The organism is Pseudonocardia sp. NPDC046786 (assembly GCF_040645415.1).
Lineage (GTDB): Bacteria > Actinomycetota > Actinomycetes > Mycobacteriales > Pseudonocardiaceae > Pseudonocardia > Pseudonocardia kongjuensis.
Genome location: NZ_JBEYYF010000004.1, coordinates 225328 through 240117, shown reverse-complemented (window position 1 = coordinate 240117; position 14790 = coordinate 225328). Strand labels below are relative to the sequence as shown.

Annotated in this window: 11 protein-coding genes and 1 pseudogene; 7 read left to right on the top strand and 5 right to left on the bottom strand. The window is 75.6% G+C overall.

Annotated elements, in window-relative coordinates:
* Nucleotides 1-27 precede the first annotated feature (27 nt).
* The 5 genes from ABZ881_RS06815 to ABZ881_RS06795 all read left to right on the top strand — a co-directional run bounded on the left by ABZ881_RS06815 (nucleotide 28) and on the right by ABZ881_RS06795 (nucleotide 8573).
* A complete protein-coding gene (locus tag ABZ881_RS06815) occupies nucleotides 28-537 on the top strand; it encodes a hypothetical protein (protein WP_344028192.1) in 510 nt (169 codons plus the stop codon).
* Nucleotides 538-597: 60 nt separating this feature from the next.
* Nucleotides 598-5523 carry an ATP-dependent helicase gene (locus tag ABZ881_RS06810; protein ID WP_358482412.1) on the top strand — a complete coding sequence of 1642 codons (4926 nt, stop codon included), beginning with the start codon at nucleotides 598-600 and terminating at the stop codon, nucleotides 5521-5523.
* A 68-nt stretch (nucleotides 5524-5591) separates the two neighbouring features.
* Nucleotides 5592-5975, top strand: coding sequence for a MauE/DoxX family redox-associated membrane protein (locus ABZ881_RS06805; RefSeq protein ID WP_358482410.1), 384 nt, complete (start codon nucleotides 5592-5594; stop codon nucleotides 5973-5975).
* Between the two features lie 140 nt (nucleotides 5976-6115).
* Nucleotides 6116-7672 carry a glycosyltransferase family 39 protein gene (locus tag ABZ881_RS06800; protein WP_358482407.1) on the top strand — a complete coding sequence of 519 codons (1557 nt, stop codon included), beginning with the start codon at nucleotides 6116-6118 and terminating at the stop codon, nucleotides 7670-7672.
* 85 nt (nucleotides 7673-7757) lie between these two features.
* Nucleotides 7758-8573, top strand: a complete 816-nt coding sequence (locus ABZ881_RS06795; RefSeq protein ID WP_358482406.1) for a DNA-formamidopyrimidine glycosylase family protein — start codon at nucleotides 7758-7760, stop codon at nucleotides 8571-8573.
* 274 nt (nucleotides 8574-8847) lie between these two features.
* On the opposite strand, the pseudogene ABZ881_RS06790 reads toward ABZ881_RS06795, so the two are convergent.
* The 4 genes and pseudogenes from ABZ881_RS06790 to ABZ881_RS06775 form a co-directional block, all read right to left on the bottom strand.
* Nucleotides 8848-9561: pseudogene (locus ABZ881_RS06790) on the bottom strand (PspA/IM30 family protein); the annotation flags it as partial.
* A 183-nt stretch (nucleotides 9562-9744) separates the two neighbouring features.
* On the bottom strand, nucleotides 9745-10113 hold the full coding sequence (locus tag ABZ881_RS06785; RefSeq protein ID WP_344028208.1) for a helix-turn-helix transcriptional regulator: 369 nt from the start codon (nucleotides 10111-10113) through the stop codon (nucleotides 9745-9747).
* 171 nt (nucleotides 10114-10284) lie between these two features.
* Entirely contained in the window at nucleotides 10285-10908 is a 624-nt protein-coding gene (gene pgsA, locus ABZ881_RS06780) for a CDP-diacylglycerol--glycerol-3-phosphate 3-phosphatidyltransferase (RefSeq protein WP_358482405.1), read from the bottom strand.
* Nucleotides 10905-12428 (bottom strand): MiaB/RimO family radical SAM methylthiotransferase, encoded by a 1524-nt coding sequence (locus ABZ881_RS06775; protein ID WP_358482404.1) that lies wholly within the window; start codon nucleotides 12426-12428, stop codon nucleotides 10905-10907. Before ABZ881_RS06775 ends, pgsA begins: the two co-directional genes overlap by 4 nt.
* Nucleotides 12429-12497: 69 nt before the next feature.
* On the opposite strand from ABZ881_RS06775, the gene ABZ881_RS06770 reads away from it, so the two are divergent.
* Both ABZ881_RS06770 and ABZ881_RS06765 read left to right on the top strand, forming a co-directional pair.
* Nucleotides 12498-13031 carry an amino-acid N-acetyltransferase gene (locus ABZ881_RS06770; protein ID WP_344028217.1) on the top strand — a complete coding sequence of 178 codons (534 nt, stop codon included), beginning with the start codon at nucleotides 12498-12500 and terminating at the stop codon, nucleotides 13029-13031.
* Nucleotides 13032-13062: 31 nt separating this feature from the next.
* A complete protein-coding gene (locus ABZ881_RS06765) occupies nucleotides 13063-13893 on the top strand; it encodes a helix-turn-helix transcriptional regulator (RefSeq protein WP_358482402.1) in 831 nt (276 codons plus the stop codon).
* Here ABZ881_RS06765 and ABZ881_RS06760 read toward each other — a convergent pair.
* Nucleotides 13880-14755, bottom strand: a complete 876-nt coding sequence (locus tag ABZ881_RS06760; protein ID WP_344028223.1) for a YceI family protein — start codon at nucleotides 14753-14755, stop codon at nucleotides 13880-13882. The two genes, ABZ881_RS06765 and ABZ881_RS06760, sit on opposite strands and share 14 nt — an antisense overlap.
* Nucleotides 14756-14790 lie beyond the last annotated feature (35 nt).

Below are 14790 nucleotides of genomic sequence, written 5' to 3'. Positions count from 1 at the left end.
CGACCACGAGCAGGAAGGACCGCGCCGATGGCACGGACGAAGGACGGGACGGGCATCGAGGACGCGTACCGGCTGGTGTCCGACGTCCTGGAGGGAGCGGTCCGCGAGACCCTCGCCGAGCCGGGGCCGGAGCCCGCGCGGTTCGCCGTCCGGCAGCTGACCTCGGTCGACGACGAGCTGCCCGACGAGGCGACGCCGCCGGGCTGGTCGCTGGCCTTCCTGGTGCTCGCCGACTGGTACGACGCCGCGCGCACCGCCCTCGCCGACGACGACGGGCGCGCCGACCGCGCGCTGGGCTGGGTCTCCGAGCACCTCGGCCGCCGGTTCGCCGCGCGCGCCCGGTACACCGTCGCCCCGCTGGTCGATCCGGCGAACGCCCGGGAGACCTCGCTCTACGTCGAGGCGCTCGGCGAGGACTTCCTGCCGACCATGGTCTGGACGGTCGCCGGGCTGGTCGCGGAGTACCCCGGCCGGGCGGCCGGCGACGACCGGATCTGGCCGCGCGCCCTCGCCGACGACGCCCGCACCGCGAGCTGACCCCACAGCCCGGGACGGGCTCGGCGGGAAACTGTCGGTGCCCGCCCGCATGATGGTCGGGTGAGCGCACTCGACGGCTTCTCCCCCGCCACCCGCCAGTGGTTCGAGGGGGCGTTCGACGCGCCCACCGCCGCCCAGGAGGGCGCCTGGGCCGCCGCCCAGCACGGCCGCAACGCGCTGGTCGTCGCGCCCACCGGTTCCGGGAAGACGCTCGCCGCGTTCCTGTGGGCGCTCGACCGGCTGGCCACCGGGCCGACGCCGGAGGAGCCCCGGCACCGCTGCCGGGTGCTGTACGTGTCACCGCTCAAGGCGCTCGCGGTGGACGTGCAGCGCAACCTCCGGTCCCCGCTCACCGGGATCCGGCAGGCCGCGCAGCGGCTCGGCCATCCGGTGCCCGACGTCACCGTCGGGATGCGCACCGGCGACACCCCGGCCGACGAGCGCCGCCAGTTCGCCCGCACCCCGCCGGACGTGCTGGTCACCACGCCCGAGTCGCTGTTCCTGCTGCTCACCTCGGCCGCCCGGGAGTCGTTGCGCGGGATCACGACGGTGATCCTGGACGAGGTGCACGCGGTGGCAGGCACCAAGCGCGGTGCGCACCTGGCGCTGTCCCTGGAGCGACTGGAGGAGATCACCACGGACTCCCCGCAGCGGATCGGGCTGTCCGCGACGGTCCGGCCGGTGGACGAGGTGTCGACGTTCCTGTCCGGCACCCGGCCGGTGCAGGTGGTACAGCCGGCCACTCCGAAGACGATCACGGTCGAGGTCCAGGTCCCGGTTCCCGATCTCGCCGCGCTGGACGAGCGGCCGGCACCGGGCAGCACCGACGAGGAGGTCGTCGGCTCCGCGGCGGGCACCGCGCAGCGGCCCTCGATCTGGCCCGCGGTCGAGGAGCGGCTGCTCGGCCTGGTCCGCGCGCACCGCTCGACGATCGTGTTCAGCAACTCCCGCCGGCTGGCCGAGCGGCTGACCTCCCGGCTCAACGAGCTGGCCGCCGAACAGGCAGCACAGGCCGAGCAGACAGCACAGGCGGGGCAGGACGAACAGGCCGGGCCGGGCGGCCGGGCGGGGGCCGACACGGCGGGCGCGGACCGGCCGGTCTTCCCGGCCGAGGCGGTCGGCCAGTCCGGGGTCGGCGGCGGCGCCGCGCCGACCGTCGCCAAGGCGCACCACGGCTCCATGTCCCGCGACCAGCGCACCCTGGTCGAGGAGGAGCTGAAGTCCGGTCTGCTGCCCTGCGTGGTCGCCACCTCCAGCCTGGAGCTCGGGATCGACATGGGCGCCGTGGACCTGGTCGTACAGGTCGAGGCGCCGCCGTCGGTGGCGTCCGGGCTGCAGCGGGTCGGCCGGGCCGGCCACCAGGTCGGCGCGGTCTCCGAGGGCGTGGTGTTCCCGAAGTTCCGGGGCGACCTGGTGTCCTGCGCGGTGGTCGCCGAGCGGATGACCACCGGGTCCATCGAGTCGACGCGCTACCCGCGCAACCCGCTCGACGTGCTGGCCCAGCAGATCGTCGCGATGGTGGCGATGGAGCCGTGGTCACTGTCCGACCTGGCGGCCACGGTCCGCCGGGCCGCCCCGTTCGCGGCGCTGCCCGACTCCGCGCTGCATTCTGTGCTGGACATGCTCGCCGGGCGGTACCCGTCCGAGGAGTTCGGCGAGCTGCGCGCCCGGATCACCTGGGACCGGGTCACCGACGAGCTGCGCGCCCGGCCCGGCGCCCAGCGGCTCGCGGTGACCTCCGGCGGCACCATCCCGGACCGCGGCCTGTTCACCGTGATGACCCCGGGCGGCGCCGACGGGGTCGGCTCCCGGGTCGGCGAGCTCGACGAGGAGATGGTCTACGAGTCCCGGGTCGGCGACACGTTCCTGCTGGGCACGTCGTCATGGCGGGTGGAGGACATCACGCACGACCGGGTGATCGTCACCCCGGCGCCCGGGGTGCCCGCCCGGATGCCGTTCTGGAAGGGCGAGTCGATCGGCAGGCCGCTGGAGCTGGGCCGGGCGGTCGGCGCGTTCGTGCGGGAGATGTCCGGGCTCGCCGAGGGGGCCGCCCGGGAGCGGGCCGCCACTGCCGGCCTGGACGAGTGGGCGCAGGACAACCTGCTCTCCTACCTGCGCGAGCAGCGCGAGGCCACCCGGCACGTGCCGAGCGACCGGACGATCCTGGTCGAGCGGTTCCGCGACGAGCTGGGCGACTGGCGGCTCGTCGTGCACTCCCCGTTCGGCGCCCAGGTCAACGGGCCGTGGGCGCTGGCGATCGCGGCCCGGATGCGCGAGCGGCGGGGGGTGGAGGTGAGCGCGTCCGGGGCCGACGACGGCATCGTGCTCCGGCTGCCCGACGCCGTCGACGACTCCGGTTCCGAGGTCGTCCCGGGTGCCGAGGACGTGCTGCTCGATCCCGGTGAGATCGAGCAGATCGTGGTGGCCGAGCTGGGCGGCTCGGCGCTGTACGCCTCCCGGTTCCGGGAGTGCGCGGCGCGGGCACTGCTGCTCCCCCGGCGGGACCCGCGGCGGCGCAGCCCGCTGTGGCAGCAGCGGCAGCGCTCGGCGCAGCTGCTGTCGGTGGCCGGGAAGTTCGAGCAGTTCCCGATCACCCTGGAGGCGATGCGGGAGTGCGTGCAGGACGTCTACGACCTGCCCGGCCTGCGCGAGTTGATGGGCGACATCGGCTCCCGGAAGGTGAAGGTCGCCGAGATCGAGACGGCGCACCCCTCGCCGTTCGCGCGCAGCCTGCTCTTCGGCTACGTCGGGATGTTCCTCTACGAGGCCGACGCCCCGCTGGCCGAGCGGCGGGCCGCGGCGCTGTCGCTGGACTCGACGCTGCTCTCCGAGCTGCTCGGCTCGGAGGCGATCCGCGAGCTGCTCGATCCGGAGGTGCTGGCCGAGGTCGAGGCCGCGCTGCAGCGCACCGCGCCGGACCGGCACGCCCGCGACGTCGAGGGCGCCGCGGATCTGCTCCGCTTCGTCGGGGACCTGTCCGCCGCCGACGGGCGGGCCCGCGGCGTCGACCCGGCGTGGTTCGACGAGCTGACGGGCGCGCGGCGCGCGCTGCGGGTGCGGATCGCCGGCGAGGACCGGTTCGTCGCGATCGAGGACGCCGGCCGGATCCGGGACGCGCTCGGCGCGGCGCTGCCGGTCGGGGTGCCGGAGGCGTTCACCGATCCGGTCGCCGACCCGCTGGGCGATCTCGTGCTGCGCTACGCCCGCACGCACGGCCCCTTCACCGCCGGCGAGTGCGCGGCGCGGTTCGGGCTCGGCGTCGCCGTGGTCGCCGGGGTACTGGAGCGGCTGACCGGGACCGGGCGGCTGGTGAAGGGCGAGCTGCGGCCACAGGCGTCGGTCCCGGCCGGGGTGCGCAGCGAGACCGAGTTCTGCGACGCCGAGGTGCTGCGCCGGCTGCGGCGGGCGTCCCTGGCGAAACTCCGGCACGAGGTGGAGCCGGTCGAGCAGCGAGCGCTGGGCCGGTTCCTGCCCGTCTGGCAGGGCGTGCAGGTCCGGTCCGGGTCCGAGCGCCGCGGCCGGGTCCGCCGGGCACCCGGCGCCGAGGACGTGCTCGGTGTCGTCGAGCAGCTGGCCGGCACGCCGCTCCCGGCGAGCGCGGTGGAGTCGCTGATCCTGCCCGCCCGGCTGCCCGGCTACACCCCGGCGCTGCTCGACGAGCTGACCGCGGCCGGCGAGGTCACCTGGGCCGGCTGCGGGGCGCTGGCCGGGCAGGACGGCTGGCTGGCGCTGGCCCCGTCCGACGTCGCGGACCTGCTGCTCCCGGCCCCGGACCTGGACACCGCGGGCACGCCGCTGCACACCGCGGTGCTCGCCGCGCTCGGCCTGTCCGATCCGGCGGCGCTGACCGACCCGGACCGCGCCGCCGAGCAGGCCGGCGGGGCGTTGTTCTTCCGCGAGCTCGCCACCCGGGCCGGCCTGGCGCTCACCGAGCTGGGCGAACCCACCCCGGCCGACGACGACGTGGTCGCCGCCGTATGGGACCTGGTCTGGGCCGGTGCGCTGACCAACGACACGCTCGGCCCGCTGCGCGCCCGGTTGTCCGGCGGCGGGAACCGGCGCGGCTCGGCCGGGCGGTCCGGCGCGGCACACCGACCGGCCCGCCGCGCGCCGCGCGGCCGGTACGCGCAGCTGCGGGCCGGGCGGTCGTCGATGCCGAGCCGGACCGGGCCGCCGTCGGTCGGTGGCCGCTGGTCGGTCGCGGTCGCCCGGGAGGCGGACCCGACCCGGCGGGCGCACGCGGCGGCGGAGGCGTTCCTGGAACGGCACGGTGTGCTGACCCGGGGCGCGCTCGGCACCGAGCGGGTCACCGGCGGGTTCGCGGGCGTGTACAAGGTGCTGCGGGCGATGGAGGAGTCCGGGCGGTGCCGGCGCGGCTACATCGTCGAGGGGCTGGGGGCCGCGCAGTTCGCGGTGCCAGGGGCGATCGACCGGGTGCGGGCGCTCGCCGCGTCCGGCGGCGGCCCCGTCCCGGCCCCCGGCCCGGACCCCGATCCCGGCGACGACGTCCCGGCGGACCTGCTGCGCAGCAGTGCGTTCTCCGGCGCCGCCCGGTACGACGATTTCGACGGCGCCGCCGCCGGCCGCCCCGCCCCGGTGCAGGACGCCTGGCGCTCGCTGTCCCGGGTGGTGCTCGCCGCGGCCGACCCGGCCCAGCCCTACGGCGCCGCGCTGCCGTGGCCGGACACCACCGGCGACTCCCGGCACCGCCCGGGCCGCAAGGCCGGCGCGCTGGTCGCCCTGGTCGACGGGGTCCCCGCGCTGTACGTGGAGCGCGGCGGCCGTTCGCTGCTGTCGTTCACCGGCGACCGCGACGAGCTGCGCGCCGCCGCCGAGGTGCTGGCCGGCGCGGTGCACGAGGGCTGGCTCGGGTCGCTCGCCGTGGAGCGCGCGGACGGGCAGGACTCACTGGCCTCCGAGCTGTCCGAGGTGCTCACCGAGGCCGGGTTCCGGGTGACGCCGAAGGGGCTGCGGCTGCGGGCCTGACACCCGCTGCCGGGCCGGGGACGCCGTCCCGGGCTGCCGGACCGGGCCGGCCCTGCGACGATCACCCGATGACCCGTCGCTCCCCCGGCCGCACCGCGTACGCGCTCGCCGGGCTGCTCGGCACCGCCGCCGTCCTGCACGTCGTGCGTCCCGAGCCGTTCGACTCCATCGTCCCGGAGCGGCTGCCCGGCACCCCGCGGTTCTGGACCTACGCCTCCGGTGCCGCCGAGGGCGCGGTGGCGGCGGCCGTCGCGCATCCGCGGACCCGGCGGATCGGCGGGTACGCCGCGGCCGGGCTGTTCGCCGCGGTGTTCCCGGCGAACGTCTCGATGGCGCTGCGCTGGCGCCGCAAGCCGCCGGCGTACCGGGTGGTCGCCTGGGCCCGGCTCCCGCTGCAGATCCCGCTGGTGTGGTGGGCGCTGCGGATCGCCCGGCCCGACCGGGGTCGCTGAGCCGTCGACCAAAGTCGGGCCGAGCACGACGTTCGCCCGGCGGCCACCGACCGATGCCCGCCGCGCCGGCGTCGTGCCCCGGGGTGTACTGCTCCCGCCGGAGGACCGACGTCCGGCGTACTCGCGGAGGGGACACAGCGATGAGGGCGGCAGTCACGACGGGAGTCACGACGGCGCTCACGACGGCGCTCACGGCGGTGCTGGCGGCGGGGCGGCGGCCCGGACCGGGCACCGGCACGGCGGCAGCCGTCCCACGGCTCGCCCGGTGGCCGGTCGGCCTGATCGCGGGGGCGGTCGCCGCGGTCCACCTGGTCGCGGGGTCGCTCGGGCGCGGCTACTGGTTCGACGAGGCGCTGATGCTCGCCCTCGGCCGGCACCATCTCGACTGGGGATCGGCCGACCAGCCGCCCGGGGCGCCGCTGCTCGCCCGGATCGCCGACACCGTCGCCCCCGGATCGATCGCGGTGCTGCGGATCGTGCCGTCGCTGGCGACCGCGGCCGCCGTCGTCGTCGCCGCGATGATCGCCCGCGAGCTGGGCGGCGACCGGCGCGCGCAGACGCTCACCGCGCTCGCCCAGGCCACCGGCATCTGGGTGACGCTGGCCGGGCACTGGCTGACGCCCTACACCCTGGAACCGCTCGGCTGGCTGGTCCTGGTCTGGCTGGTGGTGCGCTGGATGCGGGTGCGCGACGACCGGCTGCTGCTCGCGCTGGGGCCGGTCCTCGGGCTGTCCGGGCAGGTCAAGTTCCAGGTGCTGCTGTTCGCCGCGGTGCTGCTGCTCGCGGTGCTCGCCGTCGGCCCGCGCGACCTGCTGGGCAGGCCGGCGCTGTGGGTGTCCGCCGCCGTCGCCACCGTGATCGTGGCGCCCACCCTGCTCTGGCAGGCCGCGCACGGCTGGCCGCAGCTGCGGATGGGAGCGGTGGTCACCGCCGAGGCCGAGGCGCTCTACGGCGGCCGGCCGGGTGTCGCGCTGGGCCTGCTGTGGATGGCCGGGGTGACCGGGCTGGTGCTCGTCGTCGCCGGGCTGGTGTTCGCCGTGCGCGATCCCCGGCTACGCCGCTACGGGTTCCTGGCGCTGACCTTCGGCGCGCTGTGGCTGCTGTTCGTGATCATGGCGGGCCGCCCGTACTACCTGGGCGGGCTGCACGGCGCGCTCGCCGCGCTGGGCGCCGTGGGCTTCCAGCACCGGCGGGAGTCCGGGCACCGGCGCTGGTCCTGGACGGTGTGGCCGGGCGCGGTGCTGTCGGTGCTGGCCGCCGCGGTCACCGTCCCGGTCTCCGCACAGCTCGCCGCACCGGGGATCCAGGACGGCGTGATCGCCGCCGTCCGGCAGGTCTGGACGGAGATGCCCGCCGAGCAGCGGGACCGGACGGTGGTCGTCGCCGAGTCCTACATCTGGGCGGCCTTCCTGGACACCGCGCCGCCGGGAACCGGCCTCCCGCCGGTCGTCAGCGGGAGCCGCAGCTACGGCTACCTCGATCCGCCACCGGACGACCGGGACAGCGTGATCTTCGTCGGGGAGCGGCCGGAGACGATCGCTCCGGCGATCACCGGGCTGCACCGGGCCGGTGTCTCGGACACCGGGGACACGCTGCTGCCGCCGGGCAGCCCGGGCATCCCGGTGTGGACCGGATCCGGCCTGGCCCGCCCCTGGTCGCAGGTGTGGCCGGAGCTGCGGACGCTGGACGTCGGCTGATCATCGCCTGGTGGTGGACCGGTGCCGACGGTGGCACCGATCCGCCACGAGGCGGCGATCACCGGTGCGGCGTAGCGTCGTCCGGGTGCCCGAGGGAGACACCGTGTACCTGGCCGCGAAGCGGATGCACGCGGCGCTGGCCGGGCACCAGCTGGTCCGCGGGGAGCTGCGGCACCCGCGGCTGGTGGAGCACGATCTCGCCGGGCTGACCGTCACCGGTGTCGTCCCGGTCGGCAAGCACCTGTTCACCCGGCTCGACGACGGCCGCAGCCTGCACAGCCACTTCCGGATGGACGGGTCCTGGCACCTGTACCGGCCCGGGATGCGCTGGCAGCGCGCGGCGTACCAGGCGCGCGCGGTGCTGGAGACCGCGGACCGGGTCGCCGTCGGGTTCGCGCTGCACGACCTGGAACTCCTCCCGACCACCGACGAGCACACCCTTGTCGGGCATCTCGGCCCGGACCTGCTCGACCCGGACTGGGCCGGCGGGCACGACGCCGAGGCGCTGCGCAGGCTCACCGCCCGCGGGGACCACGAGCTGGGCCTCGCCCTGCTGGAGCAGCGGGTGATGGCCGGGCTGGGCAACCTCTACCGCAACGAGATCTGCTTCCTGCTGGGCGTGACGCCGTGGGTGCCGGTGCGCGAGGTCCCCGACCTGCCGGGGGTGGTCGCGCTGTCCCGGCGGCTGCTGTCGTCCAACAAGGACCGGCCGGAGCAGACGACCACCGGTTCGCTCGCCGCGGACGAGGCGCACTGGGTGTTCGAGCGCCCCGGCCGGCCGTGCCGCCGGTGCCGGGCCCGGATCCGCACCGCCGAGCAGGGCCGGCCGCCCTACGCCCGGGTCACCTACTGGTGCCCGCGCTGCCAGCACGGCCCCTCCCCCCACCGCGCCCGCCGCTGACCCCGCAGATCACACCCCTCCACATCGGTTCACACCCGTCGCAGCAGGTGCGAACCGATGCGAACGGGTGCGGTGTCCCCGGACGTGCGAACGCCCCGCCACCCGGGACCGGGGGCGGGGCGTCGGCTGCTGCGGCTCAGGCTGTGCCGGGCTGGTTCTGCTGCTGGGTGGGGTCGGGCTGCTGGGCCGGCGCCGGCGACGACGGCAGCTGCTGTGTGGTGTGCTCGCCCTGACCGACCTGCGGTGCCTGCTCCCCGGCGATCGGCGCCCCGGACATCGACGCCCGGATCTGCTCCAGCCGGGACGCGCCCGCCATGTCGGTGGTCGACTGCTGGACCTCCAGCATCCGGCCCTGCACCGAGTTCTGGGCCAGCTCCGCCGAGCCGAGCGCGTTCGCGTACCGCTTCTCGATCTTGTCGCGGACCTCGTCCAGCGACGGCGCGTTGCGCGGCGCGGACAACTCGCTCATCTGGCGCAGCGAGTTCGCCGCCTGCTCCTGCATCTTCGCCTGCTCGAGCTGGCTGAGCAGCTTCGTCCGCTCGGCGATCTTCTGCTGCAGCACCATCGAGTTCCGCTCGACGGCCTGCTTGGCCTGCTCGGCGGCACCGATCGACTGGTCGTGCAGGGTCTTGAGGTCCTCGACGCCCTGCTCGGCCGTCACCAGCTGGGTGGCGAACGTCTGCGCCGACTGCTCGTACTGCTGGGCCTTCTGCTCGTCGCCCTGGGACCGCGCCTGGTCGGCCAGGACCAGCGCCTGCTTCGCCGAGGACTGCAGCTTCTCGATCTCCCCGAGCTGCCGGTTCAGCTTCATCTCCAGCTGACGCTGGTTGCCGATCACCGCCGCGGCCTGCTGGGACAGCTGCTGGTGCTGCCGCTGGGCGTCCTCGATGGCCTGCTGGATCTGCACCTTCGGGTCCGCGTACTCGTCGACCTTCGACGAGAACAGGGCCATCAGATAGCTCCAGGCCTTGGTGAATCCGTTGGCCATCTCTCCGCCTACCTCCGGGTGGGGCTCGCTCACGACCGTGCCCGCTCCGCGGCGGGCGCACCGGACCGTGCCGACCCCGCGTTCCCCCCGGCGGTCGGCACTGGCGCTCCGGCCCTCTCCATCCTGGCACCGCTGCCAGTACGCGCGCACCCTACCGTGACGAGCCGGTGGTCACGCGGCGGATCATGCCGCCGAGGCGACCGGCCCCCCGGACGACGCCGGGACTGCCGGGCCCGCACCGGGCCGCCCGGCGAGGCGCAGCTCGGCGTGTCGCTGCCCGATCGGGACCAGCACCTCGTCGGCGGCGCGGGTGCCGGCACGCAGGTCGGTGCTCATCTCGCGGACCACCGACGCCAGCAGATCGGCGACGGTGATCCCGAGGGCCTCGCAGATCGCCGCCAGCAGCTCGCTGGAGGGCTCCTTGCGGCCGCGCTCGACCTCGGAGAGGTAACCGAGGCTGACCCGAGCGCCCCGGGAGATGTCGCGCAGCGTGCGCCTGCGCGCGGTCCGCGCGCGTCGCAGACCACTGCCGATCGCTTCCCGAAGCAGCATGTGCCCTCCTCGACTCGGCCCGGGCGGCACCGCGATGCCGGGGCCCGGTGCGAATCACCGTACCGACTCTCCGGCCCCGGCGGCGCAGCCGAACCCGGGTGTCCGTGTCCGCCCACGGCGAACACCGTCCTCCGGCACAACGCCGGACGGCCCGGCGGTAGTCCCGCCCGGTCAGGCGGGACTACCGCCGGGGGCCCGGACCGCCTTCACCACGTAGTCGACGCCGGTCGCCACGGTGAGCGCCAGCGCCACCACCAGCACCGTCCACTGCACGGCCAGCACGGCGCCCAGCGAGTCCGGGAACAGCAGCGGCAGCGGCAGCAGGAACAGCCCGATCGCGAACGTCTGCGCGACCGTCTTCGCCTTCCCGCCCCGGCTGGCCGGGATGACCCCGCGCCGCCGGATCACCAGGAACCGCAGCACCGTGATGCCGATCTCCCGGCCCAGGATCACGATCGTCACCCACCAGGGGACGATGCCGAGCATCGACAGCCCGACCAGCGCGGCCCCGGTGAGCGCCTTGTCGGCGATCGGATCGGCGAGCGCCCCGAACCAGGTGACCAGGCCGCGGCTGCGGGCCAGCTGGCCGTCCAGCCGGTCGGTCAGCGCCGCCACCACGAACACGGTGAACGCGGTCATCCGCCAGAACGTGTCCTCGCCGCCCTCGACGAGCAGCGCCGCAACGAACACCGGGACCAGCAGCAGGCGCAGGCAGGTCAGGGCGTTCGCGATGTTCAGCAGCGGCGCCTGACCACCGACCGGGACGGTGCCACCGGTCGGCTGCGGGGAGCTCATCCGGTCCCTGCCGCGACCGCCGTGGCCGCGTCGGCGGGAGCGCCGGCCGGGAGCAGCTCCACCGCCTCGACGAGCAGGTCGACGCCCTCGGTGTCGAGCACCCGGCAGCGCACCAGGTCGCCCGGCCGCAGCGAGCCGGGTTCCGGGCCGTCGTCGGCGGCGGCCACCACGTAGGACTCGCCGTCGGCGTCCGGGCCCTGGTGCGCGGCCCGCCCGGCGATCTCCGGCTCGTCGTCGTCCGGGCCCTCGGACCGCTCGATCAGCAGCACGACCTCGGACCCGATCCGCTCCTCCGCCCGCTGCACCATCAGCTCGTCGGCCAGCTCGGAGATCCGGGCGACCCGGGCCTGCACCTGCGCCGGGTCGAGCTTGCCGTCGTAGCCCTCGGCCTCGGTGCCGTCCTCGTCGGAGTAGCCGAACACGCCGACCGCGTCCAGCCGGGCGCCGACCAGGAACGCCTCCAGCTCGGCCAGGTCGTCCTCGGTCTCCCCGGGGAACCCGACGATCACGTTCGACCGGATCCCTGCCTCCGGCGCGAGCGCCCGGATCCGCTCGCACAGGTCCAGGAAGTCGGTGCGCGACCCGAACCGGCGCATCCGGCGCAGCACCGGCGCGCTGGCGTGCTGGAACGAGAGATCGAAGTACGGCGCGATGCCGGGCGTCGTCGCGATCGCGGCGATCAGGTCCGGGCGCATCTCGGCCGGCTGCAGGTAGGACGCCCGGACCCGGCTGATCCCCTCGATCGCGCCCAGCCGGGGCAGCAGGTCGACCAGCGCGCGCGTCCCGCCGGGCAGGTCCTTGCCGTAGGACGTCGAGTTCTCGCTGACCAGCACCAGCTCGCGGACGCCGTCGCCGGCCAGCCACGCCGCCTCACCGAGCACGTCGGCGGGCGGGCGGGACACGAAGCTGCCGCGGAACGACGGGATCGCGCAGAACGCGCAGCGCCGGTCGCAGCCCGACGCCAGCTTCAGCGACGCGACCGGGCCACCGGTGAGCCGGGTGCGGCCGAGGCCGGCGGCGGTGATGTCGGGCAACCAGTCGTGGCCGGGCACCGACACGTCGGTGCTGGCGGCCGGGCGCTCCACCGGCGAGATCGGCAGCAGGGTGCGCCGGTCGACCGGGACGTGCGGGGCGGGCGTGTGCCCGCCGAGCACCTCGGAGAGCCGCTCGGCGAGCTCGGGATAGGCGTCGAACCCGAGGACCGCGTCCGCCTCCGGCAGGTCGGCGGCCAGCTCGGCGCCGTACCGCTCGGCCAGGCAACCGACCGCGACCACCTTCGCGCCGGCCGGGCGGGCCACGTCGGAGGCCGCGAGCACGGTGTCGATCGAGTCCTTCTTCGCCTGCTCGACGAACCCGCAGGTGTTGACGAGGATGACGTCGGGCGATCCGCCCTCGGCGTCCACCAGTTCCCAGCCGGACCCGACCAGCCGGCCGGCGAGCTCCTCGGAGTCGACCTCGTTGCGCGCGCAGCCCAGCGTCAGCAGGGCGGCACGCCGGGGTGCGTTCTCGGGGGAAGCCACGGCCTCCAGGGTAGACGGCGGGGGCGGCGGTCCCCGGCCCGGCGTCCCCGCCGTCTAGGCTCGTCGTCCGTGCCCGACGCACCAGAGCCCCCGCTGCCCGATCCCGGCCCGACCGTGACCGTCCGGCGGGCCCGCACCCCGGACGTCCGGGTGATCCGCGAGCTGGTCGACGAGTACGCCGGCCGGGTGCTGCTGGCCAAGGAGACGGTCACCCTCTACGAGGCGGTCCCCGAGTTCCTGGTCGCCGAGCTGGACGGGAAGGTCGTCGGCTGCGGGGCGCTGCACGTGCTCTGGGAGGACCTCGGCGAGATCCGCACGGTGGCCGTGTCGCCGTCGGTGCTCGGCCGCGGGGTCGGCCACCGGATCGTCGACGCGCTGATCGACGGCGCCCGCGAGCTCGGCCTGCGCCGGCTGTTCGTGCTCACCTTCGAGAAGCAGTTCTTCGCCCGGCACGGGTTCGCCGAGATCGACGGGACCCCGGTGTCGGCGGAGGTGTTCGCCGCGATGCTGCGCTCCTACGACGCCGGCGTCGCCGAGTTCCTCGATCTCGCGCACGTCAAGCCGAACACCCTGGGCAACGTGCGGATGCTGCTGACCTTGTGAGCCCGCGCCGGCTCCGGCGACACTGGAGTGCATGGCGGAACGGGCCGGGGCCGGGCGGTGGCGCACCTCGGCCGCGTTGCGCCCGCTGGTCACAGAGATCTGGGCGTGGCGCACGGCGGCCGGCCCGCCCGGCACCCACCAGGGCGTCGCCGGCGGGCACCTGACCGTGATCCTCTGCGTCGACGGCGCCGTCGAGCTGCTGCGCAAGCCCGATCCCGGACGCGGGCCGGGCCGGTTCACCGCGTCCGCGGCCGGCCTGCACAGCGTGCCCGCGGTGATCGCCACCGGCGCCCCGCAGGCCGGGCTGCAGCTGGCGCTGACCTGGCGCGGCGCCCGCGCCCTGCTCGGCGTGCCCGCCGCGGAGCTGGCCGGCGACGTCGTGGACCTCGCCGACCTGTGGCCGGGCGTCGGGTCGCTGCTCGACCGGCTGCACGCGGTCCCGACCTGGGCCGGCCGGTGCGCCCTGCTCGACGAGCACCTGTGCCGGATCGCCGACCGGCGGACCGCCGGGTCCGGGCCGCCCGCCGAGATCGGCCGGGCCTGGGACCGGCTGGTCGCCACCGGCGGCACGGCCCGGGTCGCCGAGCTCGCCGCCGACGTCGGCTGGTCGCCCCGGCACCTCGGCGAGCGGCTGCGCCGCGAGACCGGTCTGGGCACCAAGACCGCGGCCCGGGTGATCCGCTTCGAACGGGCCTGCTCGCTGCTGCGCCGGGCCGACCGGCCCGCCCTCGCCGACGTCGCGGCCGTCTGCGGGTTCGCCGACCAGCAGCACCTGGCCCGGGAGTTCCGGGCGTTCGCCGGTACGACCGCCGGTGCCTGGCTGGCGGAGCATCCGGACGGGCTCGCGGTCAGCCCTGCCTGATCGCCTGCACGTCGAGCTCGATCTCGATCGTCGAGCCCACCACCGGCAGTCCCTTCGCGATCATCTGCTGCCAGTTCAGGGTGAAGTGCTCGCGGTGCAGCTGGGTGGTCGCCACCGCGCCGACCCGGTCGCCGTTCCACTCGGCCGAGCCGAGGAACGTGGTGTCCAGCGAGACGTCGCTGGTCAGGCCGTGCAGCGTGAGGTCGCCGTCGACGGTCCAACGGTTCCCGCCCCGCTGCACGAACCGCACGCTGGAGAAGCGCAGCTCCGGGAACCGGTCGACGTCGAGGAAGTCCGGCGAGCGCAGGTGGGTGTCCCGGGCCTCGACGTTGGTGTCCACGCTGGCCGCGTCGATGACGACGTCGACCGAGGACTCCTCGAACGGCTCGGCGATCCGGATCTGGCCGTGGAACCGGTTGAACCGGCCGTACACCTTGGACAGCCCGATGTGCCGGGCCACGAACCGGACCGAGCTGTGGTCGCTGTCGATCAGGAACACGCCGGCCGCCGGCGGGCGCAGCGCCGGATCCTCGCCGAGGACCATCGCGCCCATGTCGGCGTGCGAGCCCCAGGACACCTCGACGACGTCGGTCATCGGCTGGTAGCCGCCCGCCTCGACCCGGACCCGGTACCGGCCGGGCATCAGCGAGGCCGCGTAGCGGCCGAACGGGTCGGTCTCCAGGTGCGCGACGCGGCGGTCGCCGGCGTCGATCACCGAGACCTCGCTGCCGGGCAGCGCGCCGCCCTGGGCGTCCCGGACCTGGCCGGAGAGCACGCCGCCGGTGAGCGGGATCGGGACGAGCGCGTGCCGGTCGGTCGTTCCCCGAGCCGGACGACGACGGTCCTTCTTCCTCCAGAACACCGGAAGACCTCCTCCGCCCGTGCGGGCACCGATGA

Excerpts from the sequence above, each read along its gene's own strand:
- ABZ881_RS06805 (WP_358482410.1), top strand. The coding sequence starts at position 5,592 with ATGACCCGTCGCTCCCCCGGCCGCACCGCGTACGCGCTCGCCGGGCTG.
- ABZ881_RS06815 (WP_344028192.1), top strand. The coding sequence starts at position 28 with ATGGCACGGACGAAGGACGGGACGGGCATCGAGGACGCGTACCGGCTG.
- ABZ881_RS06765 (WP_358482402.1), top strand. The coding sequence starts at position 13,063 with ATGGCGGAACGGGCCGGGGCCGGGCGGTGGCGCACCTCGGCCGCGTTG.
- ABZ881_RS06785 (WP_344028208.1), bottom strand. The coding sequence starts at position 10,113 with ATGCTGCTTCGGGAAGCGATCGGCAGTGGTCTGCGACGCGCGCGGACC.
- pgsA (WP_358482405.1), bottom strand. The coding sequence starts at position 10,908 with ATGAGCTCCCCGCAGCCGACCGGTGGCACCGTCCCGGTCGGTGGTCAG.
- ABZ881_RS06800 (WP_358482407.1), top strand. The coding sequence starts at position 6,116 with ATGAGGGCGGCAGTCACGACGGGAGTCACGACGGCGCTCACGACGGCG.